Origin of the sequence: Mycobacterium sp. NBC_00419 (assembly GCF_036023875.1) — a bacterium.
GTDB lineage: Bacteria > Actinomycetota > Actinomycetes > Mycobacteriales > Mycobacteriaceae > Mycobacterium.
The window spans coordinates 2900591-2921460 of the sequence record NZ_CP107931.1; the positions used below are offsets into that span (position 1 = coordinate 2900591).

A 20870-nucleotide genomic window follows, 5' to 3' on the forward strand; every position below is an offset into this window, starting at 1 on the left:
CCATAAGTGGTGGTGTTCCTCCACTTATGCGGTAACCTGACGTGGTGATTCCTCCCGCACAACGTGGTGTAGAGCGATCCAGGCCACTTCGAGCCGATGCCGAACGCAACCGGGAGCGGATCGTCACCGCCGCCGCCAGGCTGTTTGCTGAACAGGGCCTTTCGGTCCCCCTGGAAGATGTCGCACGCAGCGCCGGAGTCGGGGTGGCGACGCTCTACCGGCGTTTCCCCACCCGCACGGACCTGGCCATCGCGGCCTTCGAGCGCAATATGACGGCTTATGTCGAGGCGGTCGACAAGGCGCTGGCCAATCCGCGGCCGTGGGACGGCTTCTGCGATCTGCTCTTCGATCTGTGCGCGCTGCAGGCCTCCGACCCCGGCCTGCGCGCCCTGCTCACCACCGCGTTCCCGGCGAGTTCGGTCATCGAGCAGCGCGCCGCCGAAACGGTGGACAAGGTCGCCGAGCTGATCGCCCACGCTCAGCAGGATGGTGCGCTACGGGCCGACATCGGTGTGGGCGACGTGGTGGTGATGCTGCTGGCCAACGCCGGCGTGCTGGAAGCGACTCGTGAACATGCCCCGGAGGCCTGGCGCCGGTTCGCGGCACTGATGGTCGACTCGTTCCGGGCGGGCACCCACGGTGAACTGCCGCCACCGACCCCGGCTGAAGAGCTCCGCAGTTCGATCGCCATGCTGACGGGTGACACATTGCGGATTCCCGCCGACAGTTGAGCGAAGGAGCAGCCGGTGACCGACCGAGCACGCATCGATTTCCCGTCCCGCATCGGTGTGTGGTGGGCCGCGATGACCTGGCCCATCGCGGGCGCCCAAGAGGTGGCCCGTGAGATCGAATCGCTGGGCTACGGTTCGCTGTTCATCCCGGAAGTCGGCATGAAGGATTGCCTGGTGGAGTCGGCGGCGCTGCTCGAGGCCACCGACAAACTCGTCATCGGCACCGGCATCGCCAACATCCACGCCCGGCTCGCGACCGCCGCTGAAGGCGGCGGACGCACCCTGAACGCGCTGTATCCCGGACGGTTCGTGCTCGGGCTCGGCGTCAGCCACGGCCCGCTGGTGGAGAACATGTTCGGCCTGTCCTACGACAAGCCGCTGTCCACCATGCGCACCTACCTGGAGCGCATGGCCGCGCTGCCCGACTTCATCGAGGCCGGCACCGGCCGGCCCACTCGGCTGCTGGCGGCGTTGGGCCCCAAGATGATCGAGCTGTCCGGCACGATGGCCGACGGCGCGCATCCCTACCTGGTCAACCCGGAGCAGACGGCGACCACCCGCGAGATCCTCGGTCCGGACAAGTGGATCGTCTCCGAGCAGGCCGTCGTCGTCGGCGAGGATGCCGACGAACAACTGCGCCGGGCGCATCTGCACCTCGAGGGCTACTCAGCGTTGCCGAATTACCGGAACTCGTGGCTGCGTCAGGGATTTGACGAATCAGACCTGGTCAAGGGTGGCTCGGACCGACTGGCCCGCGGCATCGTCGGCATGGGTTCGGTGGAGCAGGCCGCCGCCTCGGTGACCGCGCACCTCGACGCCGGTGCCGACCACGTGGTCGTGCAGGTACTCGGTGACGGCGACCAGAGCTGGGACCCGCGCCCGTCGCTGCGCGAACTGGCTGCCGCACTTGGGCTCTAGGCCCTACGGGTTGATGGTGTTCTCGCCGACCTGACGTCCCCACACGTATTCGGTGAGGATCGGCTGGCCCAGTTCAAAGTGGTTGTACGGGGCCAGTGAGGCGCCGTAGTCGGCCACCAGGTACGGGGCCGGCCAGAAGTCGTGGGTGATCTCCTGCCAGCAACCGGGCGCCCCGCCCGGCCCGCCCTTGGCGTTCACCCGCGGCAAGTTGTCGGGGAACACGTACGGGTTCGGAGCGCCCGTCAGGCCGATGTGGAAGTCGATGGAGAATCCGTTTCCGCCCGCACTCTCCTTGGCCTTCGAGGTGGCGTAGTTGCGGATCGTGCAGAACAACTCCGGGCTGTAGGTGTCCAACAGCCGAGTCGTCGGCACCAGGTCACGCTGGCCGGCGATGAAGTACGGCGCCCCGCGTTCGAAGACGTCGGCTCCGGTGTTGCCGAAGCCGGTGGCCGCCAGCAGCGCTGCGTCCAGGTCGCCCTGCTGCTGGTTGAGCGAACGGGCGGTGGTCACCGCGTGGTCGAGGAAGGCCCAGAAGTCGGGGGAGGCCTGCTTGTAGACGTCGGCGAGCTTGGTCAGCTGCTGGATGTTGGAGCGGAGCTGGGGCATCTGTGGGTTGATGTCGTCGAGCACGGCATTGCCGTTGAGGACCGACTGGCCGAACTTGGTACCCAGCCCGTCGAGCGCCTCGGCGGCCGCCGACAGCGTCAGGTTGAGCTTGACCGGGTCGACCTTCTCCGAGATCGAGGTCAGCGTCTCGAACAGCGTGTTGAACTCGGTGGTCACGTGGGTCACGTCGATCACCTCGGCGCTGGAGATGCGCGCCTTGCTGGGGTCGGCCGGGCTGCGGAACGACACGTACTTGTTGCCGAAGACGGTGGTGGCCTTGATCTCGGCGATGGCGTTGGCCGGGATCAGCTCGATGTACTTGGGGTCGACGTCCAACGACAGCTTGGCGCGGGTGACGCCGTCGCGGTTGAGGGCGTCGACGCTGGTGACCCGGCCGATCTCGACACCGTTGAAGGTGACCTTTGAGCCGGGATCCATCACCAGGCCGGCCCGGTCGGAGACCATCGTCAACTGCGTCTTGGGTGCGAACTCACCGCGAAACTGCATGTAGACGAGGACCAGGAGGATTGTCAGCAGGATCGCCGTGACGGTGAACGCGGTCTTGAGCGGGGGGTGGAACTGCCAGTGGCGGGTGTGCTCCTGCCACCAGCCGGACGCGGGTTTGTTCTCGGCACTCACTGGCGGTGAACCTGACTCATGGCACCCTCATCTCCTGAGGTGACGGGTCGGATAAGCACCGGCGATCCCCTCCGCCCCGTCGTTCAGTGCACCTTCAGCTCACTATCGCACGACCGTGCTCGTCAACAGGGCTTTCAGCAAAACGACCCAGGGTGACGGTGATGGCTGACGGCAGTGGAAGTGACGCCCGTCACGCTCACTGCCCGGACCGCTAGCCTGCGCTGATCGCCTGCCGTGCGAGATCGGAAACCGGTTGCAGCGCAGGGTATTTGGGCTCGCGGCCATTTCCCGACGAGCGGCCGCGCAGATGACGCCACAGCCACGGAATGAGCAACCCGTGGGTCCACTGCGCCTGGGCGTACACCCGCGGCCAGAATCCGGTGCGTTCCACCTCCCCGCTGTGCAGGGCCCAGCCGTGGTTGCTGCCGGGAAGGCCCAGCGCCTCGGCCGCGGCCTCGGCGAACAACTGATGTCCCAGGGCCGAGGCGTGCATGCGGTCGTGACTCCAGGTGCGCGCCTCGGCCATCGACGGCGCGTTGTAGAGGTCGACTATCGCGAAACCGTGGCGCCGCGAGGCGGTCGAGATGACGTCGTTGATCTGCCGGACCCGGGCACCGATGAGCCGGCCGACCGGCAGCATCTTGGCGACGTCGGGGAACGTCGTGGTCACGACGGTCGCACCGGAGGCGGCCAGCCGGTTGTAGACCTCGTCGAGGTCGGCAAGCGCGGCGGTGAACGCCCGGCCCGGCCGGGTCACGTCGTTCATCCCGATGCAGACGGTGATCAGGTCGGGGTTCATCGCCAGCGCGCCGGGCAGCTGGTCGCTCAGGACGTCGATGATCCGGCGTCCACGGACGGCGAGGTTGGCGTACATCAGGCCGGGATAGCGGTGGTCGAGGCTGGCGGCCAGACGGTCGGCGAACCCCACCACTCCGACGGTGTCGTCGCCGTCCCACAGGCCCTCGGTTTGGCTGTCGCCGATCGCGACATAGCGGGCGAACCCGTTATCCGACATGATGTCGGACTCTAATGGCTGGTACGGAAGTACGATCGGCACGCAGCGGGAAGGTGGGGTGTACAGCCGGTGAAGTTGAGGTCTGAGGCACCGCGGGCGACGACCGAACTGACGCCGCGCCAGCGACTCGTCGACGCCCTTGCCGCATCGATCGCAGATGTCGGCTACTCGGCCACCACCGTCGCCGACATCGTGCGCCGCGCGCGAACCTCCCGGCGCACCTTCTACGAACACTTCTCGGATCGCGAAGCCTGTCTGGTCGCATTGCTCAGCGACACCAACCGGGCGGCGATCGACGTCATCTCGGCCGCCGTCGACCCGGCCGCCCCATGGGAGACGCAGATCCGCCAGGCGGTGCAGGCCTGGATTTCCAACGCCGAGTCACACCCGGCGGTGATGCTGAGCTGGATACGGGATCTGCCCGCGCTCGGCATGGCCGCCCGCGATCTGCAGCAGCACGTCACCGAGGCGTTCATCACGCTGGTCCAAACCCTCAGCGACACTGACGAATTGCATGCCGCCGGCATCAAGACCGTGTCGCGTCAGCGGGCGATCATGCTCATCGGGGGTCTGCGCGAGCTCACCGCGATGACTGTCGAAAGCGGCGGCCGGATGCGCGACGTCACCGATGAGGCCGTTGCCGCCGCGATCGCCCTGCTCGGCCCTACCGGGTGAGCCAGGCGCGGACCTTGTCGAGGTCGCGGGTGTACGTCTCGAACATCTCGTCGTCGAAGTACGACGCCCCGCTGATCACCTGATCCCCTTGCCAGATCACCCGGACGCGGTACTTGTCGCGGGTGTAGACATCGGCGCGTTCCGCCTCGCGGGTGTACCAGCCGCGCCCCTCGCCGTATTCGCGCAGAGCCTGCCGCTCGCCGCTGACAGCCATCGGTCCATCTCCTCGTCGCAGTGCTCCATTGCCCTGAAGTCAGGGTACGGGGGCCGATCCGGGCGCCGCGGGTTGTGCCCCTCGGTACAGCGGCGTACCGTCTGTGGTACAGCGATGTACCGAGATGAGGGGTAACCGCATGGCAGAGGCGACGACCGATCCAGTCCGGCTGCCCCCCGGACCCCGGACGCCCAAGGCGATCCAGGGCCTGAAGTTCGTCGCCTCGCGGCGCACCTCGGTCGGTGCCCTGGCACGCCGATACGGCCCCAGCCTCACCCTGAACTTGCCGATCTTCGGCAAGACGGTCCTGATCAGCGAACCGGAACTGATCAAGGACCTGTTCACAACGGGTAGCGAGCTCGTCGGGCGGGCCACCAACCTCGGCGAGGTGCTCGGCCCCGGATCGACGTTCAGTCTCGACGGCGACGAGCATCGCGCCCGCCGCAAACTGCTGGTGCCGCCCTTTCACGGCAAGCGGATGCAGGGTTACGAAGCCATCGTCGAAGAAGAGGTGATGTGCGAGATCGCCACCTGGCCCGAGGGCGTGGAATTCGCCACTCTGCCGTCGATGATGCGGATCACGCTCAACGCGATCCTGCGTACCGTGTTCGGGGCCGAAGGGACCGCCTTCGACGAACTGCGGGAGTTGCTTCCCCGCGCGGTCGAGGTGGGTTCCCGGATGGTGGTCCTGCCCAGGTCCTTCCGGCGCGACTTCGGTCCACGCAGCCCGGGCGGGATGATGCGCCGGTATCGGCGCCGCTACGACGAGATCATCGACGCACTGATCGCCGAGGCGCTGGCGGACCCGAACTTCGAGGACCGCGCCGACGTGCTGTCGCTGATGGTGCGGGCGCGCTACGACGACGGCTCGAGGATCTCCAACGGTCACATCGCCGACGAACTGCTGACCCTGCTCACCGCAGGCCACGAGACGACCGCCACCACCCTGGCCTGGCTGGTGGAACGGGTGCGCCGGCAACCCGAACTGCTCGACCGCCTGCAACAGGAGGCCGACGCCGGGGGATCGGAACTGCAACAGGCCACCATCTGGGAGGTGCAGCGGGTGCGCCCCGTCATCGACGGCACATCGCGGCGCACGCTGACCAGAATCCGGCTGGGCGAGTGGGTGATTCCAGCCGACCACGTGGTGATGGTGAGCATCGCGCTGGCCCATACCTCCGGGTCACGCTTCCCGGATCCGTCGGCCTTCGACCCCGACCGCTTTCTCGGTAGCCCGCCCGACAACTACGCCTGGATACCGTTCGGGGGTGGAATCCGCCGGTGCATCGGCGCGGCGTTCGCCAACATGGAGATGAACGTGACGTTGCGAACCCTGTTGCGGGAGTTCGCCTTCGAGCCGACCAGTGCGCCGGGTGAGTCCTTGCATTCGCGCGGGATCGCCAACGCGCCCGGGGCGGGCGGTCTGGCTGTGGTTCGTCGCCGCGCCGACGCCTCCCGCCCGAACGGTCCTGCCAGCGCACTGGCGACCAGTTCGTAGGCGGCAACCTCGTCAGGTAGGCGTAGACCGGAGCTGTCGTGGGCATAGCTACACCGACAGCCGGAGGAGGCCTGACCACGATGAACGACGAACCCAACCGCACTGCGCAGGAGAACCCAACCAAGGACCGGTCGGACTGGGTCACCGGTGACGAGCCGATGACCGGACCACAGCGCAGCTACCTGGGCACATTGGCGCAAGAGGCCGGGGTCGAGGTCCCGGCGCACATGACCAAGGCGCAGGCCTCGGAACTGATCGACGAGCTGCAACAGAGCACCGGACGCGGGGCGTGATGATCACGACCGACGACGTCCGTCGCCTGCTCGCCGCCGACGACGACGCCGTGCTGGTGCTCGTCGAAGGGCGCGTCGACGTCGTCGAACCGGCGGCCTTGGACACCGACGACTATCGGGGCGCACTACAGATCACCACCCGATCGGAACTCGTCGCCGGCAGCGGAACGAACCTGTCGGAGCGTGAACTCGCCGAGCAGGCCGGAGCCCTAGACTCCGCAGTGTCGGAGCTGGGCGGCTAGCCTTGGCGGGCGCGTGCGGTGAGATCGACTGCGGCCGAACGCAATTCATCGGCCGAGTTGAGCGGCGCGCCGAATCCGACCCTGGTGTAGGCCACGCCGCGCGGCGTCTCGACACGCAGATCCAAGCCATAGCGGTCGATGCTGGAGCAGACCGCCGCCGTGGCGTCGGGATAACCGCCGAGTGCGCGAGCCATCGCCGCCAGCGAACCGGCGTGATCAGCGTTCAGATGTGCGACGGCGCCTGCGGCATGCGGGCGGACCGGGTCGGGATCGGCGGCAGCGTAGTCGGCCGCGGTAGCCGAATCCATCCGGCCGTAGCCGCCCACCCAGCGCACCCGGTGCACCCGCAGCACCCACAGCGAGAAATCCGAGTAGTCGATGTAGTACTTGGCGGCGTCGACAGCCGCCAGGTGCGCCTCGCGCGCGGCGGCCAATTCGTCGCCGGCCGGGTGTTCGACCACCCCGGCCAACGTGATCCGGCCGCTGGCCAGCGGATCGGTCTCGCTGTTCGGCGCGACCACGGCCAGGCTGGCCCGGTGATCGCCGGCCAGGTTGCGTCCGTGCTCGGCCATGTGCGACACGCACAACACCGGTGCGCCGTCCAGCAGTCCGTAGGTGACGAACGAGGCCCACGGATCGCCGGCGGCGGTCAGGCTCGCCAGCACGCCGGTGTTGGTGGAGGCGGCGATGGTGCGGGCCTCCTCGGCCGCCGAGGGCCGGATGTCGTCGATGATCGGGCTCAGCGGCGGCGGTACCGAGGGGGCATCGCCAGGGTCGCCATGATCACGGGATGCCACCCCGGCACGATACCGCGGCGGCCGAATGCCTCAATTCGCACCCGGGGCGGCAGTGAAGGAGCACGATCGAGACGACCTCGTTCACCTTCGCGACCCGCTGTGGACGCCGCGGCGCCACCGCATCGCCACCTGCTCACAAGAAGGTTCAGTCATGAAGACCGCACGTCTGATCGCCCTCCTGTCCTGCGCCGCCGTCCTCGCAACCGCGGTCGGTTGCGCGCCGCCGGAGAAGAAGAATGACGGCCAGCAGACGAACTCCGGTGTCGCCGCTGCACAGGCGACGTCGGCCGCCGACTTCGGCGGCATGGACGGACTCGTCGCCGCGGCAAAGAAGGAGGGCGAGCTCAACGTCATCGCGCTGCCGCCGGACTGGGCCAACTACGGCGCCATCATCAAGGCATTTGGCGACAAGTACGGCATCAAGGTGAACTCGGCACAGCCCGACGCCGCCAGCCAGGACGAGATCAACGCCGCCAACCAGCAGAAGGGTCGCAGCACCGCGCCCGACGTCTTCGACCTCGGGCAGTCCGTGGCGCTGGCCAACACCGCGCTGTTCGCGCCCTACAAGGTCGCGACGTTCGACAGCATCCCGGCGGAGTTGAAGGACCCCAACGGCACCTGGGTCAACGACTACGGCGGCTACATGTCGATCGGCTACGACTCGGCCAAAGTTCCCGATATGAGTTCGGTCAACGACCTGCTCAAGGCCGACTACAAGGGCAAGGTCGCACTCAACGGTGATCCCACCCAGGCCGGCGCCGCCTTCTCCGGCGTGGCCATGGTGGCGCTGTCGCAAGGCGGCTCGGCCGACGACGTCGCTCCCGGCGTCACCTTCTTCGGCAAGCTCAAGCAGGCCGGCAACTTCCTGCCCGTCGACCCGACCCCGGCGACCATCGAATCGGGTCAGACCCCGGTGGTCATCGACTGGGATTACCTCAACGCCGCCGTGACCAAGAAACTGCCCAGCTGGAAGGTGTTCGTGCCGCAAGGCGCGGTCCTGGGCGGCTACTACTTCCAGGCGATCAACAAAGACGCTCCGCACCCGGCCGCGGCCCGGCTGTGGCAGGAGTTCCTCTACAGCGACGAGGGACAGAACCTGTTCCTCGGCGGCGGGGCCCGTCCGGTGCGCGCCGACGCCATGGTCAAGTCCGGCACGATCGACGCCGCCGCCTACGAGAAGCTGCCGCCGGTCAGCGGGACGCCGGTGATCCTGAACCAGGCGCAGACGGACCAGGCCGGCAAGTACCTGGCCGACAACTGGGCCAAGGCGATCGGCTGAGATACGTGCCAGGCGGCGTCGCGGGCCGACGGTTACGTGAAGCGGTTCCGCTGCTGCCGTTCGGGTTGTTCGTCGGGATCTTCCTGATCGTTCCGACCGTCACGGTCATCGTCTCGGCGTTTTATCTGGACGGCCAGTTCTCGCTGGACCGGATCGGTTTGCTGTTCTCGGGCACGGCGCTGTCCGCGCTCGGCAAGAGCGTGCTGCTCTCGGCGAGCACAGCGGTGATCGGTGCCGTCCTCGGCGCGGTGTTGTCCTGGCTGGTGTTCACCAGCTCACCGACCTCGGCGCTGCGCCGCGTGGTGCTGTCGCTGTGCAGCGTCCTGGCCCAATTCGGTGGTGTCGCACTCGCGTTCGCCTTCCTGGCCACCATCGGACTCAACGGTGTGCTGACGGTGTGGGTGTTCGAGCGCTTTGGGTTCAACCTGGCCGGCGACGGCTGGCTGTACTCGCTGCGCGGGCTGATCCTGGTCTACACCTACTTCCAGATCCCGCTGATGGTCATCGTGTTCACCCCTGCCCTGGAGGGCTTGCGCGCCGAGTGGCGCGAGGCCGCGGTCAGCCTGGGCGCGACCCGGTGGGACTACTGGCGTGAGGTGGGTTTCCCGCTGCTGGCACCTGCCTTCCTCGGGTCGGCACTTCTGTTGTTCGCCAACGCATTCGCCGCCTATGCCACAGCGGCGGCGTTGGTCAGTCAGGGCAGTCCGATTGTGCCGCTGCTGATCCGGACGGCACTGACCTCCGAGGTGGTCCTCGGCCAGTCCGGGTTCGCCTACGCGCTGGCGTTGGAAATGGTCGTCGTGGTCGCTGTGGTGATGGCCGCCTACAACCTGCTTGTCCGCAGGACCGCGAGGTGGCTGCAGTGAACCGGGTGGGACGATGGGCGCTGCTGGGCGCCTTCGCGGTGTTCTTCCTGTTTCCGCTCTACGCGATGGCGGATTTCAGTACCCGCAACCTGATTCACGGCGGCCGCACTCTGCAGGCGTGGAAGAACCTGGTGCAGAACGAGATGCTGTACCAGGCCATCGTGATCTCGCTGCTGCTGGCGGCGTTCACCGTCGTGCTGATGCTGGTGATCCTGGTACCGACGATGATCTGGGTGCGGTTGCGCGCACCGTGGGGCAGGCGGCTGGTGGAGTTCCTGTGCCTGCTGCCGCTGACCATCCCGGCCCTGGTGGTCGTGGTCGGACTGCGCAACGTCTACCTCTGGGTGGTCTACTTCTTCGGCGAGTCGGCACTGACCCTGACGTTTGTCTACGTGGTTCTGGTGCTGCCGTTCGCGTACCGGTCCATCGACGCGGCACTCTCCTCGATCGACCTGAAAACCCTTGCCGAAGCGGCCCGTTCGCTCGGTGCGGGCTGGGCTACCACCATCGTGCGAGTCATTGTGCCCAACATCTGGTCGGGCATCCTGTCGGCGGCGTTCATCTCGATCGCCGTGGTGCTCGGCGAGTACACCGTCGCCTCGCTGAGCGGGTATCAGAACCTGCAGGTCGTCATCGTCGCGATCGGTAAGAGCGACGGGCCGACGTCGGTCGCGGCCTCGCTGGCCACGCTGGTGTTCGGCTTCGCGCTGTTGCTGATCCTGTCGCTGGTGACCCGCGGCCGACACCACAACGCGGCCGTTGTCGCGCCCACACCGGTGAGCACTCGGAAGGGACAGGAATGACCCGCAACGGCGTTGCCGTCGACTTCATCGATGTGACAAGGGTATACGGCACCGTGCGCGCCCTGGACGGGCTGACCCTGCACCTCGAACCCGGCGAGATGGTCGCACTGCTGGGCCCATCCGGGTGCGGCAAGACCACCGCGCTGCGCATCCTGGCAGGCCTGGATGAGCCGACCTCGGGATCGGTGACCGTCGACGCCCACGACATCACCGACGTGGCCCCCAACAAGCGGGACATGGGGATGGTGTTCCAGGCCTACAGCCTGTTTCCACACCTCACGGTTCTCGACAACGTCGCCTTCGGGCTCAAACTGCGTGGCCACGACAAGCGCGATCGCACCGACAAGGCCGCCGACATGCTCGATCTGGTGGGGCTCGGCGAGCATAAACACAAGTACGCCAGCCAGCTTTCCGGCGGGCAGCAGCAGCGCGTCGCCCTGGCCCGGGCACTGGCGATCCAGCCGCGTGTGTTGCTCCTCGACGAGCCGCTCTCGGCGCTGGATGCCAAGGTGCGTGCCCAATTGCGCGACGAGATCCGCCGGGTTCAGCTCGAGGTGGGCACCACGACGTTGTTCGTCACCCACGACCAGGAGGAGGCGTTGGCGGTTGCCGACCGGGTGGGGGTGATGAGCCAGGGCCGCCTCGAGCAGATCGGCGCGCCGTCGGACGTCTACGCCCGGCCCTCGACACCGTTCGTCGCCGAATTCGTCGGCCTCAACAACAGACTCGACACCGAGGTGTCCGGGGGACGCGCCCACGTGCTCGGCGACGCGTTACCGGTTGCGGCCGGCTCGATTACGAGTGGACGCGGTGTCGCGCTGGTGCGACCGGAATCGGTGACGGTCACCGCGGACCCGTCGGGAGACGCGCAGGTGGTGTCCGTGTCGTTCCTGGGCCCGATCTCCCTGGTGCACTGCACCCTGGCCGACGGCGCCCGGATCATCGCCCAGATCGCCAGCGCCCACACCCGCGACCTGAGCCCGGGCACCCGGGTCACCGTCGGCGTCGAACAGACCTCGGTGCTGGTGGTGTCCGGCGTCACCGGCTGAGTGGTTTGACCGCGCGTCCGTCGAGGTACCCGAAGAGAGCTCGGGCCAACACTGGTCAGGACGTCAACGGAAAGGGGTTGCTCATGAGCGCCTCAGACAAGATCTCGAACAAAGTCGACGACCTCGGAGGTAAGGCCAAAGAGGGTCTCGGCAAGGTGTCAGGCGACAAGAGCACCGAGAACGAGGGCAAGCTCGATCAGGCGAAGTCGAGCCTGAAGGACGCCGGCGAGAAGGTCAAGGACGCCTTCAAGAAGTAAGTGCTTGCGCGCGTGGCGGGTTGGCCGACGCGGCGGTTCGCCGCCGAGGCCCAACCCGCCACGACTGCTGCCCGGTACCGGGCGACCCAAACAAAACCGGGTGTACCGGGCCGGCGCGGAGGTAGCTTGTCGTCCATGAGCGAGACGAACTTTGCCGAGCAGGAACGTGGCCGCATCGAGGCGGAACTCGCCGACCTGCGGCAGCGACGCGATCAGTTGCGAGCCGAGATCGAGGGCGACGCCGACACCGTCGGCGACCGCGGTGACGCCGCCGACGCACTGCAGCGCGCCGAGGACCTGGGCGGCCTTGACGAGCAGATCAGCCGGCTGGCCTGGCTGCTGGCGGGCGGCAACGCCGACGTCGCCGGGCAGCTGCCCAACGGCACCGAGGTCGAGATCCGCTTTCCCGGCGAAGAACCGGTGCGCATGCGGGTGATCAATTTCCTCGAAGAGACCCCGGCAGGCAAGGAAGACAGCACCCTGACCGCCGACAGTCCGCTGGGCCTGGCCCTGTTCGGCCGCACGGCCGGTGAGACCGTCGTGTACTCGACTCCGCGTGGTGAACTGCAGGTCGAGCTGCTGGCCATCGAGTTGCCGAAGTAGGTTGCCGGGCCGCCCGACTGCCGTGACACACTCACGACACAACGGTGTCGATGCGGAGGTGCGATGCGGGCTATCAGAGTGACCGAGCTGGGCGGACCGGAGTCGGTGCAGGTTGTCGAGATCGACGAACCCATCGCCGACGGCGGCATCGTGGTCGACGTCCACGCCGCGGGTGTGGCCTTCCCCGACGCCCTGTTGACCCGCGGGCTCTATCAATACAAACCCGAACTGCCGTTCACCCTCGGCGCCGAGATCGCCGGTGTGGTGCGCTCGGCGCCCGCCGATGCCCCGGTGCAGCCCGGTCAGCGAGTGGCGGGGCTGACCCTGATCACCGGCGCGATGGCCGAGACGGCGGTGCTGACACCCGATCGCGCGTTCCCGCTGCCCGACAACGTCAGCTTCGAAGCCGGCGCGGGCCTGCTGTTCAACGACCTGACGGTGTACTTCGCGCTGACCGAACGTGGCCGGCTGGCCGAGGGTGAGTCCGTGCTGGTGCACGGCGCGGCCGGCGGGATCGGCACCTCGACGCTGCGGCTGGCCCCCGCGCTGGGTGCGAGCAGGGTCATCGCGGTCGTCAGCACTGAGGACAAAGCCGAGGTCGCCCGGGCCGCCGGCGCCACCGACGTCGTCCTGGCCGACGGATTCAAGGACGCGGTCGCCGAACTCACGGGCGGCAAAGGCGTCGACATCGTGATGGACCCCGTCGGCGGCGACCGCTTCACCGACTCGCTGCGCTCGCTGGCCCCCGGTGGGCGGCTTCTGGTGGTCGGCTTCACCGGCGGCGAGATCCCCACCGTGAAGGTCAACCGCCTGCTGCTGAACAACATCGACGTCGTCGGCGTCGGCTGGGGTGCCTGGACGCTGAGCCACCCCGGTGCACTCGCCGAACAGTGGCAGGGCCTGGCCGCCCTGCTCACCTCCGGCAAGCTGGCGGCGCCTGCGCCCGAGGTCTACCCCTTCGAGCAGGCCGCCGAGGCGGTGGCTTCCCTGGAGAACCGCACCGCCAAGGGCAAGGTCGTCGTCCGCGTGCGCGACTAGCACCCCGAGTGGCCACTTACTGCACGCCAAACTCGCTCCAGCGTGCGATAAGTGGCCATTGGCGTTGCAATGTAGGTGCTTTGCGACGATTCGGTTCGGCCAGTGTGGGGTAGTGAAACGTAGATGGAGTTGACCAGCGACCCTGCAGAGGGCAGTCACGTCGAACACGGCGTCGTGGAACACCCGAACGCCGAGGACTTCGGCCAGGCGCACGCCCTGCCCGCCGACCGCACCTGGTTCAAGAGTGCGGTGTTCTACGAGGTATTGGTGCGGGCCTTCTACGATTCGAACTCCGACGGCGCCGGCGACCTGCGCGGGCTGATCGAACAGCTCGACTACCTGGAGTGGCTCGGCGTGGATTGCCTGTGGCTCCCGCCGTTCTACGACTCGCCGCTGCGCGACGGCGGCTACGACATCCGCGACTTCTACAAGGTGCTGCCCGAGTTCGGCACCGTCGACGACTTCGTCGCCCTGCTGGACGCCGCTCACAAACGCGGCATCCGCATCATCACCGACCTGGTGATGAACCACACCTCCGACTCCCACCCGTGGTTCCAGGAGTCGCGACGCGATCCCGACGGCCCCTACGGCGACTTCTACGTGTGGAGCGACACCAGCCAGCGCTACACCGATGCGCGGATCATCTTCGTCGACACCGAAGAGTCCAACTGGACCTTCGACCCGGTGCGCAAGCAGTTCTACTGGCACCGCTTCTTCAGCCACCAGCCCGACCTGAACTACGACAACCCGGTCGTGCAGGAGGCCATGATCGACGTCCTGCGGTTCTGGCTGGATCTGGGAATCGACGGGTTCCGGCTCGACGCGGTGCCCTACCTGTTCGAGCGCGAGGGCACCAACTGCGAGAACCTGCCCGAGACGCATGCGTTCCTCAAGCACTGCCGCAAGGTCATCGACGACGAGTTCCCCGGCCGGGTGCTGCTCGCCGAAGCCAATCAGTGGCCGGCCGACGTCGTCGAGTATTTCGGCGACCCCGACATGGGTGGCGACGAATGCCACATGGCGTTCCACTTCCCGCTGATGCCGCGCATCTTCATGGCGGTCCGCCGGGAATCGCGGTTCCCGATCTCGGAGATCCTGGCGCACACCCCGGCGATCCCCGACATGGCGCAATGGGGGATCTTCCTGCGCAACCACGACGAGCTGACCCTGGAGATGGTCACCGACGAAGAGCGCGACTACATGTACTCCGAGTACGCCAAGGATCCTCGGATGAAGGCCAACGTCGGGATCCGGCGCCGGCTGGCCCCACTGCTGGACAACGACCGCAACCAGATCGAACTGTTCACCGCGATGCTGCTGTCGCTGCCCGGATCGCCGGTGCTGTACTACGGCGACGAGATCGGGATGGGCGACATCATCTGGCTTGGTGACCGCGACGGGGTGCGCACTCCGATGCAGTGGACACCGGACCGCAACGCCGGCTTCTCCACCGCTAATCCGGGACGGCTGTATCTGCCGCCGAACCAGGACCCCATCTACGGCTATCAGTCGGTGAATGTCGAAGCGCAGCGCGACAGTTCGACGTCGCTGTTGAACTGGACGCGAACCATGCTGGCGGTCCGGCGCCGCTATGACGCGTTCGCGGTCGGGACGTTCCGTGAACTCGGCGGTTCCAATCCGTCGGTGCTGACCTATGTGCGAGAACTCGACGGTGGGGACACCGTGCTGTGCGTGAACAACCTGTCCCGGTTCCCGCAGCCGATCGAGCTGAACCTGCAGCACTGGAATTCCTACATACCGGTGGAACTGACCGGGCACGTGCCGTTCCCGAAGATCGGCCAGCTGCCCTATCTGCTGACCCTTCCTGGGCACGGGTTCTACTGGTTTCGGTTGTGCCCTTCGGAGGAGAAGCAATGAGTTCGGCGCAGAATCTGCCGTGGGCCGACTGGCTGATCACCCAACGCTGGTATGCCGGCCGCGGACGCGAGTTGACGTCCGCCAACCCCGCGGTGGTGGTGGGACTTCGCGAGGAACTGGACCTGATCCTTCTCGACGTCGGCTACAGCAACGGCACCGCAGAGCGCTATCAGGTTCTGGTGCAATGGGATTCGGCACCACTGTCCGAGTACGGCACGGTGGCGACGATCGGTTCGGCCGGAGATCACACCGCGTATGACGCGCTCTACGACCCGGCGGCGGCCCGGTTCCTGCTGTCGCTGATCGACTCGTCGGCGACGGTCGGCGAGGTGACGTTCAGCAAGGAACCCGATGTCGAGTTGCCGGTGGATGCCGCGCCGCGGGTGTCGGATGCTGAACAGAGCAACACCAGCGTGGTGTTCGAGGAGCAGGCCATCCTGAAGGTGTTCCGCCGGGTGGCGCGCGGAGTGAACCCGGACATCGAACTCAACAGGGTGCTGGGCCGGGCCGGGAATGAGCATGTGGCAAGGCTTCTCGGGACATTCGATACCACCGACGCCGGCCAGCCGTGCCCGCTGGGTATGGTTGCGGCCTACGCCGCTAACTCCGCAGAGGGCTGGAACATGGCGACCGCGAGCACCCGAGACCTGTACGCGGAGGGCGACCTGTACGCCTATGAGGTGGGCGGCGACTTCGCCGGGGAGGCCTACCGGCTGGGTGAGGCCGTCGCGTCGGTGCACGCCACCTTGGCCGAGGAGTTGGGAACCGCGACGGCGGTGTTGCCGATCGACGTTATGCGCGAACGGCTTTCGACGGCCGCGGCCGCAGTGCCCGGCCTGGCCGACTTTGTGCCGGCCATCGAGGAGCGCTACGCGAAGCTGGTCGAGGAGCCGATCACGGTGCAGCGGGTACACGGTGACCTGCACCTGGGCCAGGTGTTGCGGACGCCCGAGCGCTGGCTGCTGATCGACTTCGAAGGCGAGCCCGGGCAGCCGCTCGATGAACGCCGCCAACCGGATTCGCCGCTGCGCGACGTGGCCGGAATGCTGCGGTCCTTCGAATACGCCGCCTATCAGCAGTTGGTGGATCAGACCAACGACCGGCAGCTGGCCGCGCGCGCCAAGGAGTGGGTGGACCGCAACTGCGCGTCGTTCTGCGACGGGTATGCCGCCGAATCCCACAGCGATCCGCGGGACCAGTCGGCGGTGCTGTCGGCCTACGAGCTGGACAAGGCCGTCTACGAGGCGGCATACGAGGCGCGACACCGGCCGGGTTGGCTGCACATCCCGCTGCGCTCGATCGCGCGCCTGGTGGGCTGAGGTTGCCCCGCTAGTCCTCGAGTAGCCGCAGCGCCAGGCGCGGGCAGCGCTTCACCGCGGCCTTGGCATACTTCAGCGATTCCGGGGCGATCAACGGCTCGCGAGCGGCTTTGTGTGCCAACGGATATCCCCAGTCGTCCCGGGTGAAGACCTCGGGCAGCAGTTCGGTGCACAGCCCGCGACCGTCACACCGGGTCCAGTCGATGTGCATCCGGGTCTTCGATGCGCTCATGTCTGGGGCCATCCTCCTATGGTGCGCACCGCACCCTCGCGGTCGACAAGCCGAGCCGCAACACCGAGGCCCGCAATCCAGTCCGGGGCCCGATGCCCACGAACCACGGCCGCGGTGCTGATCGTGTTGGCAGCAAGGCAGTTCGCCGCGGCAACACTGACGGTTCGCCACACCGGGTCGGCGGACCGCCCGGTACGCGGGTCGACGATGTGGTGCACCAGATCGCCGTCGCGCCACCACCGCCTGCGCAGGGTGCTCGATGTCGCCAGGCCCGAGCCGGCGCCCAGCGTCACCCGGGACACCGGGTCGTCGTCGCTGTCGGCCACCAGCACCTGCCATCCGCCGTCGGCGGCCGGCCCCACCGTGGCGATGTCGCCACCGAGGTTGACCAGCACCCCGCTGCCGGTGCGGTCGTGCACCAGCCGCGCGCACCGGTCGGCGGCGACCGCCTTGGCGGTGGCGCCCAGATCCAGCAGCACCCCGGCGGGCAGCCGGACGGTCCCGCCGTCGAACTCGACCATCGACCAGTCCGCCCGCATGGCGATCGAGGCCACCCGCGGCAGGGCCGGGTCGAGCTCGTCGATATCGCGGTCGTAGCCCAGCTCGATCAATGCCGAACCGACCGTCGGATCCACGTCACCGTCGGTGTACCGAGCCGCCTCGAGCGCCGCGTCGATCAACTCCGCCAGCACCGGGCTCACCGCGGTGCGCGCACCGCCCGCACCGGCCAGCGCACAGATCTCGGAGTCGGGCCGAAACCGCGAGGCGGCCTCCTCGATCACGTCGAGTTCGGCGTCGACGACGGCCCGGGCCGCCACCAGCGCAGCCGGGTCGGCGACCAGCAGGTGCATATCGGTGCTCCACCGGCTCCACTGCGACTGGCCGGGGCCGGCCAGCGTCGACGCCATCATGGTCCCAGCGTGGGCGACCATTCTTTGAGCGTTGTAAGAATCGCCATTGCGGGCGGTAGGCACCGCTGTCATGGCACCCTCGACAACGTGTCAGACATCGGGCCCAAGCTGCTGGTCGTCGAGGACGACCGCGTGCTCAGCGCGATGCTTGCCGAGCTGTTCACCGACGAGGGCTACCGGGTCGACACCGCCTACGACGGGCAGCAGGGTATGCACCGCGGCCTGTCCGGCGAGTACGACGCCCTGATCGTGGACCGCGGCCTGCCCGTCATGGACGGCGCGGAACTGGTCGCGCTGCTGCGATCCCGCGGGGTCAGCGCACCGGCGCTGATCCTGACCGCCCGCGGAGCGGTGCAGGACCGGGTGGAAGGCCTCGACGCCGGCGCGCAGGACTACCTGGTCAAGCCCTTCGAGATCCCCGAGCTCCTGGCCCGGGTGCGGGCGTTGCTGCGCCGCACCGACAACACCGCCACCGTCAGCGCGGGTGGACTGGTGTTGGACCGGGTGACGCGGCGGGTGTCCGGCGACACCCCGAGTGGCATCGAGGTCGAACTGTCCGAGCGGGAGGCGTCGCTGCTGGGCGCCTTGATGGGCGCACCCAAGCGGGTGTTCAGCCGAACCCAGCTGCTGGACACCGTGTTCGACGGCGCGGAATCCAGCGGTGCCGTCGACCTCTACGTGCACTATCTGCGCCGCAAGCTCGGCAAGCAGGTGATCCGGACCGTGCACGGCACCGGCTACCGATTCGGGCTCGGCTGAGCATGCGCACCACCGACACCTCCGCCCCGCCGAGTGACCTCGCGCTCGTCAAACGCGCCGGCCGCGTCGCGGCGTTCCAGGCCTCCGCAGCGCTGGCCCTGGTGCTGCTCCTGGTCGGCGGCGTCGTCTTCGCGGTCTACGTGCGCACCCAGCACCGCGAGATCGACGCCGAGTTGCAGAGCGTCGCGATGGCCGCCGACGACACCGACGACCCGCCGCCGGACATGGAGCTGGCCATGCGTCAGCTCGACGGCGCCACCTCCTTCAGTGACGGTGGGCAGCCGGGCGTGGCGCTGTTGACCGGACCCGCCGGCTTCAGCGAAATTCATGCCGAGGGCCGGCATTTCCGGGCGCTGACGGTGGACCGGCCGCAGGGGCGGGTGGTGGCGATGATGGACATGGCGCCCTACCAGACCGGGCGGAGCCGACTGCTGATGTCGCTGGCCTTCGCGGAGTTGGTCGGCATCCTGGCCTCGATCGCCGTGGTGGCCTTGTTCACCCGCCGGTCGGTGCAACCACTGGCGCAGGCGCTGGCGCTGCAGCGCAGGTTCGTCGCCGACGCCTCCCACGAGCTACGGGCGCCGCTGACGGTCCTGCACACCAGAGCCCAGCTGCTCGCGCACCGGGTCGGGACCGCCGACGCGCAGACCGTCCAGAAGGATGCTGACGCACTGGTCGCCGACACCCGGGTGCTCGGCGACATCGTCGAGGACCTGCTGGCCTCGGCGACGATGACCGCCGGGACGCCGCTGCGCGACCGGGTGGACATCGCCGCAGTGGCTGCCGCTGTGCGCGACAGCATGTCGTCCTACGCCGAGTCGCTGGGTGTTGCGCTGACGTACGAGTGTGAAAGCAACGCGGCTGCAGGTGGTTTCGACGTCAACGGGTCAGAAGCCGCGCTGCGCCGTGCATTGACCGCACTGGTGGACAACGCGCTGGGACACCAGCATGAGGGCGGCACGGTGCAGATCCTGGTCAGCCGGAAGGGCGCGACCGTGGCAGCCGCCGTGGCCGACGACGGGGTGGGTATCGACACCGAAACGCTGGCCACCCTGTTCACCCGGTTCTCGCACGGTGCCGAGCACACCACCCGCGAAGGCCGGGAGTCCTACGGGATCGGCCTCGCTCTGGTGCGTGAGATCGCCCACGCCCACGGCGGTGACATCACGGTGTCGTCGGTTCCCGGACAGGGAGCGACGTTCACGCTGACGCTGCCCGCCGCCGCCAGATGATCAACCCCAGCACAGTGAAGGCCAGCGCCGCCGGCAACCGTGCCGCGGGCGCATTCTGCTGAACCCACTGTCGCACAATATTTTTGGCTCCCCACTCGGCAGGGTAGGCGTCGATTTCCCGGCGGGTGCGCTCGATGTCGGTGTCGACGTCGTTGTCGCCGTCGGCCTCTGCGTCCATCACCGGTTCGCCGGGGTGGACAACACCCGATTCGCGACGGCCTTGACCGAGTCGGGCAGCACCCGGTTCGCCAGACCGAACACCTTGGTGCTCAACGACTCTGCGACCACCTTCTGGTCGCCGCGCATCAGGGCCTGGTATCCCTGCCGCGCCACCTCGGCCGGGTCGTCCTTGTCCTGCATCCGGCCGACCACGGTGTCGTCCATCTTGGCGCGGCGAAAGAAGTTGGTGTCGGTCGGTCCGGGCATCAGGGAGGTGACGGTGACGTCCGTGTCGCGCAGCTCGTCACGCAGCGCCTCGGCCAGCGACTGGATGAACGACTTGGAGGCGTTGTAGACCGGCTGGTAGGACCCCGGCATCGTCGAGGCGATCGACGAGGTGAACAACACCTTGCCGGAGTTGCGCCGGGCCATGTCACGCAGGATCAGCTTGGCCAGCTGCATGGTGGACCGCACATTGAGGTCGACGATGTCGAAGTCGTCGGCCAGGTCGGTGTCGATGAACCTGCCGCCCCGGCCGACCCCGGCGTTGAGCGCCGCCGCCGCCAAGGGGCGGCCGTCCTCGACGACCGTGCGGTAGAGCTGGTCGACCCCCTCGGCGCTCCGCAGATCCACCTGGACCGCCTCCGCCGAGGCACCGCCGTGGGCGAGTGACGCCGCCGCGGTGACGATGGCGTCATCCTCGGCGGCGACGATCACGTCATATCCGTTGGTGGCGAACTGCCGGGCCAGCTGGTGTCCGATACCGCTGGAGGCGCCCGTGATCAGGGCCAAAGGTCTGGTGTCAGTCATGGCCGACGGCTACCCGGTCAGGGCAGCGCCAAACTGTCGGACGCGCG

The 20870-nt window shown here is 67.8% G+C and carries 25 protein-coding genes; 17 read left to right on the plus strand and 8 right to left on the minus strand.

From position 1 onward, the window contains the following. Positions 1 to 44 precede the first annotated feature (44 nt). Both OG976_RS13860 and OG976_RS13865 read left to right on the plus strand, forming a co-directional pair. Entirely contained in the window at positions 45 to 731 is a 687-nt protein-coding gene (locus OG976_RS13860) for a TetR/AcrR family transcriptional regulator (RefSeq protein ID WP_328349726.1), read from the plus strand. A 15-nt stretch (positions 732 to 746) separates the two neighbouring features. Next, positions 747 to 1649, plus strand: a complete 903-nt coding sequence (locus OG976_RS13865) for an LLM class F420-dependent oxidoreductase (protein WP_328349728.1) — start codon at positions 747 to 749, stop codon at positions 1647 to 1649. Between the two features lie 3 nt (positions 1650 to 1652). On the opposite strand, the gene OG976_RS13870 is transcribed toward OG976_RS13865, so the two are convergent. After that, a complete protein-coding gene (locus OG976_RS13870) occupies positions 1653 to 2795 on the minus strand; it encodes an MCE family protein (RefSeq protein ID WP_328363551.1) in 1143 nt (380 codons plus the stop codon). A gap of 310 nt (positions 2796 to 3105) precedes the next feature. Next, positions 3106 to 3909 carry an SGNH/GDSL hydrolase family protein gene (locus OG976_RS13875; RefSeq protein ID WP_328349730.1) on the minus strand — a complete coding sequence of 268 codons (804 nt, stop codon included), beginning with the start codon at positions 3907 to 3909 and terminating at the stop codon, positions 3106 to 3108. 69 nt (positions 3910 to 3978) lie between these two features. Here OG976_RS13875 and OG976_RS13880 point away from each other — a divergent pair, with 69 nt between their 5' ends. Continuing rightward, positions 3979 to 4584, plus strand: coding sequence for a TetR/AcrR family transcriptional regulator (locus OG976_RS13880; RefSeq protein ID WP_328349732.1), 606 nt, complete (start codon positions 3979 to 3981; stop codon positions 4582 to 4584). On the opposite strand, the gene OG976_RS13885 is transcribed toward OG976_RS13880, so the two are convergent. Next, entirely contained in the window at positions 4574 to 4798 is a 225-nt protein-coding gene (locus OG976_RS13885; protein WP_328349734.1) for a hypothetical protein, read from the minus strand. The two genes, OG976_RS13880 and OG976_RS13885, sit on opposite strands and share 11 nt — an antisense overlap. Positions 4799 to 4937: 139 nt before the next feature. Here OG976_RS13885 and OG976_RS13890 point away from each other — a divergent pair, with 139 nt between their 5' ends. From OG976_RS13890 to OG976_RS13900, 3 genes are all read left to right on the plus strand, one after another. Further along, complete coding sequence (locus OG976_RS13890; RefSeq protein ID WP_328349736.1) at positions 4938 to 6296, plus strand: cytochrome P450; 1359 nt, start codon at positions 4938 to 4940, stop codon at positions 6294 to 6296. Between the two features lie 80 nt (positions 6297 to 6376). Beyond that, positions 6377 to 6589, plus strand: a complete 213-nt coding sequence (locus tag OG976_RS13895; RefSeq protein ID WP_328349738.1) for a DUF3072 domain-containing protein — start codon at positions 6377 to 6379, stop codon at positions 6587 to 6589. After that, positions 6589 to 6831 carry a hypothetical protein gene (locus OG976_RS13900; RefSeq protein ID WP_442930333.1) on the plus strand — a complete coding sequence of 81 codons (243 nt, stop codon included), beginning with the start codon at positions 6589 to 6591 and terminating at the stop codon, positions 6829 to 6831. The genes OG976_RS13895 and OG976_RS13900 overlap by 1 nt, the downstream gene beginning before the upstream one ends. On the opposite strand, the gene OG976_RS13905 is transcribed toward OG976_RS13900, so the two are convergent. Then, positions 6828 to 7628 carry a HugZ family pyridoxamine 5'-phosphate oxidase gene (locus OG976_RS13905; protein WP_328349740.1) on the minus strand — a complete coding sequence of 267 codons (801 nt, stop codon included), beginning with the start codon at positions 7626 to 7628 and terminating at the stop codon, positions 6828 to 6830. The genes OG976_RS13900 and OG976_RS13905 overlap by 4 nt on opposite strands. A 151-nt stretch (positions 7629 to 7779) precedes the next feature. Between OG976_RS13905 and OG976_RS13910 the strand changes: the two genes are divergently transcribed. The 9 genes from OG976_RS13910 to OG976_RS13950 all read left to right on the plus strand — a co-directional run bounded on the left by OG976_RS13910 (position 7780) and on the right by OG976_RS13950 (position 16720). After that, the gene (locus tag OG976_RS13910; RefSeq protein WP_328349741.1) at positions 7780 to 8907 is read left to right on the plus strand and encodes an ABC transporter substrate-binding protein; all 1128 of its coding nucleotides are present in this window, start codon (positions 7780 to 7782) and stop codon (positions 8905 to 8907) included. Positions 8908 to 8912: 5 nt separating this feature from the next. Beyond that, the gene (locus tag OG976_RS13915) at positions 8913 to 9773 is read left to right on the plus strand and encodes an ABC transporter permease (RefSeq protein WP_328349743.1); all 861 of its coding nucleotides are present in this window, start codon (positions 8913 to 8915) and stop codon (positions 9771 to 9773) included. A gap of 65 nt (positions 9774 to 9838) precedes the next feature. Further along, complete coding sequence (locus OG976_RS13920) at positions 9839 to 10576, plus strand: ABC transporter permease (RefSeq protein ID WP_328363554.1); 738 nt, start codon at positions 9839 to 9841, stop codon at positions 10574 to 10576. Continuing rightward, positions 10573 to 11625: an ABC transporter ATP-binding protein gene (locus tag OG976_RS13925; protein ID WP_328349745.1), complete on the plus strand. Its 1053-nt coding sequence runs from the start codon at positions 10573 to 10575 to the stop codon at positions 11623 to 11625. The genes OG976_RS13920 and OG976_RS13925 overlap by 4 nt, the downstream gene beginning before the upstream one ends. A gap of 83 nt (positions 11626 to 11708) precedes the next feature. Continuing rightward, complete coding sequence (locus OG976_RS13930) at positions 11709 to 11882, plus strand: CsbD family protein (RefSeq protein WP_328349747.1); 174 nt, start codon at positions 11709 to 11711, stop codon at positions 11880 to 11882. Positions 11883 to 12017: 135 nt separating this feature from the next. Further along, the gene (locus OG976_RS13935) at positions 12018 to 12485 is read left to right on the plus strand and encodes a GreA/GreB family elongation factor (RefSeq protein ID WP_328349749.1); all 468 of its coding nucleotides are present in this window, start codon (positions 12018 to 12020) and stop codon (positions 12483 to 12485) included. Positions 12486 to 12548: 63 nt separating this feature from the next. Then, the gene (locus OG976_RS13940) at positions 12549 to 13523 is read left to right on the plus strand and encodes an NADPH:quinone oxidoreductase family protein (RefSeq protein ID WP_328349751.1); all 975 of its coding nucleotides are present in this window, start codon (positions 12549 to 12551) and stop codon (positions 13521 to 13523) included. A 123-nt stretch (positions 13524 to 13646) separates the two neighbouring features. Beyond that, positions 13647 to 15401: a maltose alpha-D-glucosyltransferase gene (gene treS / locus OG976_RS13945; RefSeq protein WP_328349753.1), complete on the plus strand. Its 1755-nt coding sequence runs from the start codon at positions 13647 to 13649 to the stop codon at positions 15399 to 15401. Then, a complete protein-coding gene (locus OG976_RS13950) occupies positions 15398 to 16720 on the plus strand; it encodes a maltokinase N-terminal cap-like domain-containing protein (protein ID WP_328349755.1) in 1323 nt (440 codons plus the stop codon). The genes treS and OG976_RS13950 overlap by 4 nt, the downstream gene beginning before the upstream one ends. 10 nt (positions 16721 to 16730) lie before the next feature. Here the strand turns inward: OG976_RS13950 and OG976_RS13955 are convergent, their stop codons facing one another. Together OG976_RS13955 and OG976_RS13960 are read right to left on the minus strand one after the other, a co-directional pair. Further along, positions 16731 to 16952, minus strand: a complete 222-nt coding sequence (locus tag OG976_RS13955) for a ferredoxin (protein WP_328349757.1) — start codon at positions 16950 to 16952, stop codon at positions 16731 to 16733. After that, the gene (locus OG976_RS13960) at positions 16949 to 17884 is read right to left on the minus strand and encodes an FAD:protein FMN transferase (RefSeq protein WP_328349759.1); all 936 of its coding nucleotides are present in this window, start codon (positions 17882 to 17884) and stop codon (positions 16949 to 16951) included. The genes OG976_RS13955 and OG976_RS13960 overlap by 4 nt, the downstream gene beginning before the upstream one ends. Positions 17885 to 17950: 66 nt before the next feature. Between OG976_RS13960 and OG976_RS13965 the strand changes: the two genes are divergently transcribed. Then, positions 17951 to 18622 carry a response regulator transcription factor gene (locus OG976_RS13965; protein WP_328349761.1) on the plus strand — a complete coding sequence of 224 codons (672 nt, stop codon included), beginning with the start codon at positions 17951 to 17953 and terminating at the stop codon, positions 18620 to 18622. 2 nt (positions 18623 to 18624) lie between these two features. Then, positions 18625 to 19854, plus strand: a complete 1230-nt coding sequence (locus tag OG976_RS13970) for a sensor histidine kinase (RefSeq protein ID WP_328349763.1) — start codon at positions 18625 to 18627, stop codon at positions 19852 to 19854. Here the strand turns inward: OG976_RS13970 and OG976_RS13975 are convergent. Then, positions 19823 to 20032: a hypothetical protein gene (locus OG976_RS13975; protein ID WP_328349766.1), complete on the minus strand. Its 210-nt coding sequence runs from the start codon at positions 20030 to 20032 to the stop codon at positions 19823 to 19825. The genes OG976_RS13970 and OG976_RS13975 overlap by 32 nt on opposite strands. After that, positions 20032 to 20823 carry an SDR family NAD(P)-dependent oxidoreductase gene (locus tag OG976_RS13980; RefSeq protein WP_328349768.1) on the minus strand — a complete coding sequence of 264 codons (792 nt, stop codon included), beginning with the start codon at positions 20821 to 20823 and terminating at the stop codon, positions 20032 to 20034. Before OG976_RS13980 ends, OG976_RS13975 begins: the two co-directional genes overlap by 1 nt. Positions 20824 to 20870 lie beyond the last annotated feature (47 nt).

What these genes read in the sequence shown, in the direction of transcription:
- OG976_RS13875 (WP_328349730.1), bottom strand. Translation starts at nt 3,909, where the DNA reads ATGTCGGATAACGGGTTCGCCCGCTATGTCGCGATCGGCGACAGCCAA.
- OG976_RS13885 (WP_328349734.1), bottom strand. Translation starts at nt 4,798, where the DNA reads ATGGCTGTCAGCGGCGAGCGGCAGGCTCTGCGCGAATACGGCGAGGGG.
- OG976_RS13890 (WP_328349736.1), top strand. Translation starts at nt 4,938, where the DNA reads ATGGCAGAGGCGACGACCGATCCAGTCCGGCTGCCCCCCGGACCCCGG.
- OG976_RS13895 (WP_328349738.1), top strand. Translation starts at nt 6,377, where the DNA reads ATGAACGACGAACCCAACCGCACTGCGCAGGAGAACCCAACCAAGGAC.
- OG976_RS13900 (WP_442930333.1), top strand. Translation starts at nt 6,589, where the DNA reads ATGATCACGACCGACGACGTCCGTCGCCTGCTCGCCGCCGACGACGAC.
- OG976_RS13910 (WP_328349741.1), top strand. Translation starts at nt 7,780, where the DNA reads ATGAAGACCGCACGTCTGATCGCCCTCCTGTCCTGCGCCGCCGTCCTC.
- OG976_RS13920 (WP_328363554.1), top strand. Translation starts at nt 9,839, where the DNA reads ATGGCGGATTTCAGTACCCGCAACCTGATTCACGGCGGCCGCACTCTG.
- OG976_RS13925 (WP_328349745.1), top strand. Translation starts at nt 10,573, where the DNA reads ATGACCCGCAACGGCGTTGCCGTCGACTTCATCGATGTGACAAGGGTA.
- OG976_RS13930 (WP_328349747.1), top strand. Translation starts at nt 11,709, where the DNA reads ATGAGCGCCTCAGACAAGATCTCGAACAAAGTCGACGACCTCGGAGGT.
- OG976_RS13935 (WP_328349749.1), top strand. Translation starts at nt 12,018, where the DNA reads ATGAGCGAGACGAACTTTGCCGAGCAGGAACGTGGCCGCATCGAGGCG.
- OG976_RS13940 (WP_328349751.1), top strand. Translation starts at nt 12,549, where the DNA reads ATGCGGGCTATCAGAGTGACCGAGCTGGGCGGACCGGAGTCGGTGCAG.
- treS (WP_328349753.1), top strand. Translation starts at nt 13,647, where the DNA reads ATGGAGTTGACCAGCGACCCTGCAGAGGGCAGTCACGTCGAACACGGC.
- OG976_RS13950 (WP_328349755.1), top strand. Translation starts at nt 15,398, where the DNA reads ATGAGTTCGGCGCAGAATCTGCCGTGGGCCGACTGGCTGATCACCCAA.
- OG976_RS13955 (WP_328349757.1), bottom strand. Translation starts at nt 16,952, where the DNA reads ATGAGCGCATCGAAGACCCGGATGCACATCGACTGGACCCGGTGTGAC.
- OG976_RS13960 (WP_328349759.1), bottom strand. Translation starts at nt 17,884, where the DNA reads ATGGTCGCCCACGCTGGGACCATGATGGCGTCGACGCTGGCCGGCCCC.
- OG976_RS13970 (WP_328349763.1), top strand. Translation starts at nt 18,625, where the DNA reads ATGCGCACCACCGACACCTCCGCCCCGCCGAGTGACCTCGCGCTCGTC.
- OG976_RS13975 (WP_328349766.1), bottom strand. Translation starts at nt 20,032, where the DNA reads ATGGACGCAGAGGCCGACGGCGACAACGACGTCGACACCGACATCGAG.
- OG976_RS13980 (WP_328349768.1), bottom strand. Translation starts at nt 20,823, where the DNA reads ATGACTGACACCAGACCTTTGGCCCTGATCACGGGCGCCTCCAGCGGT.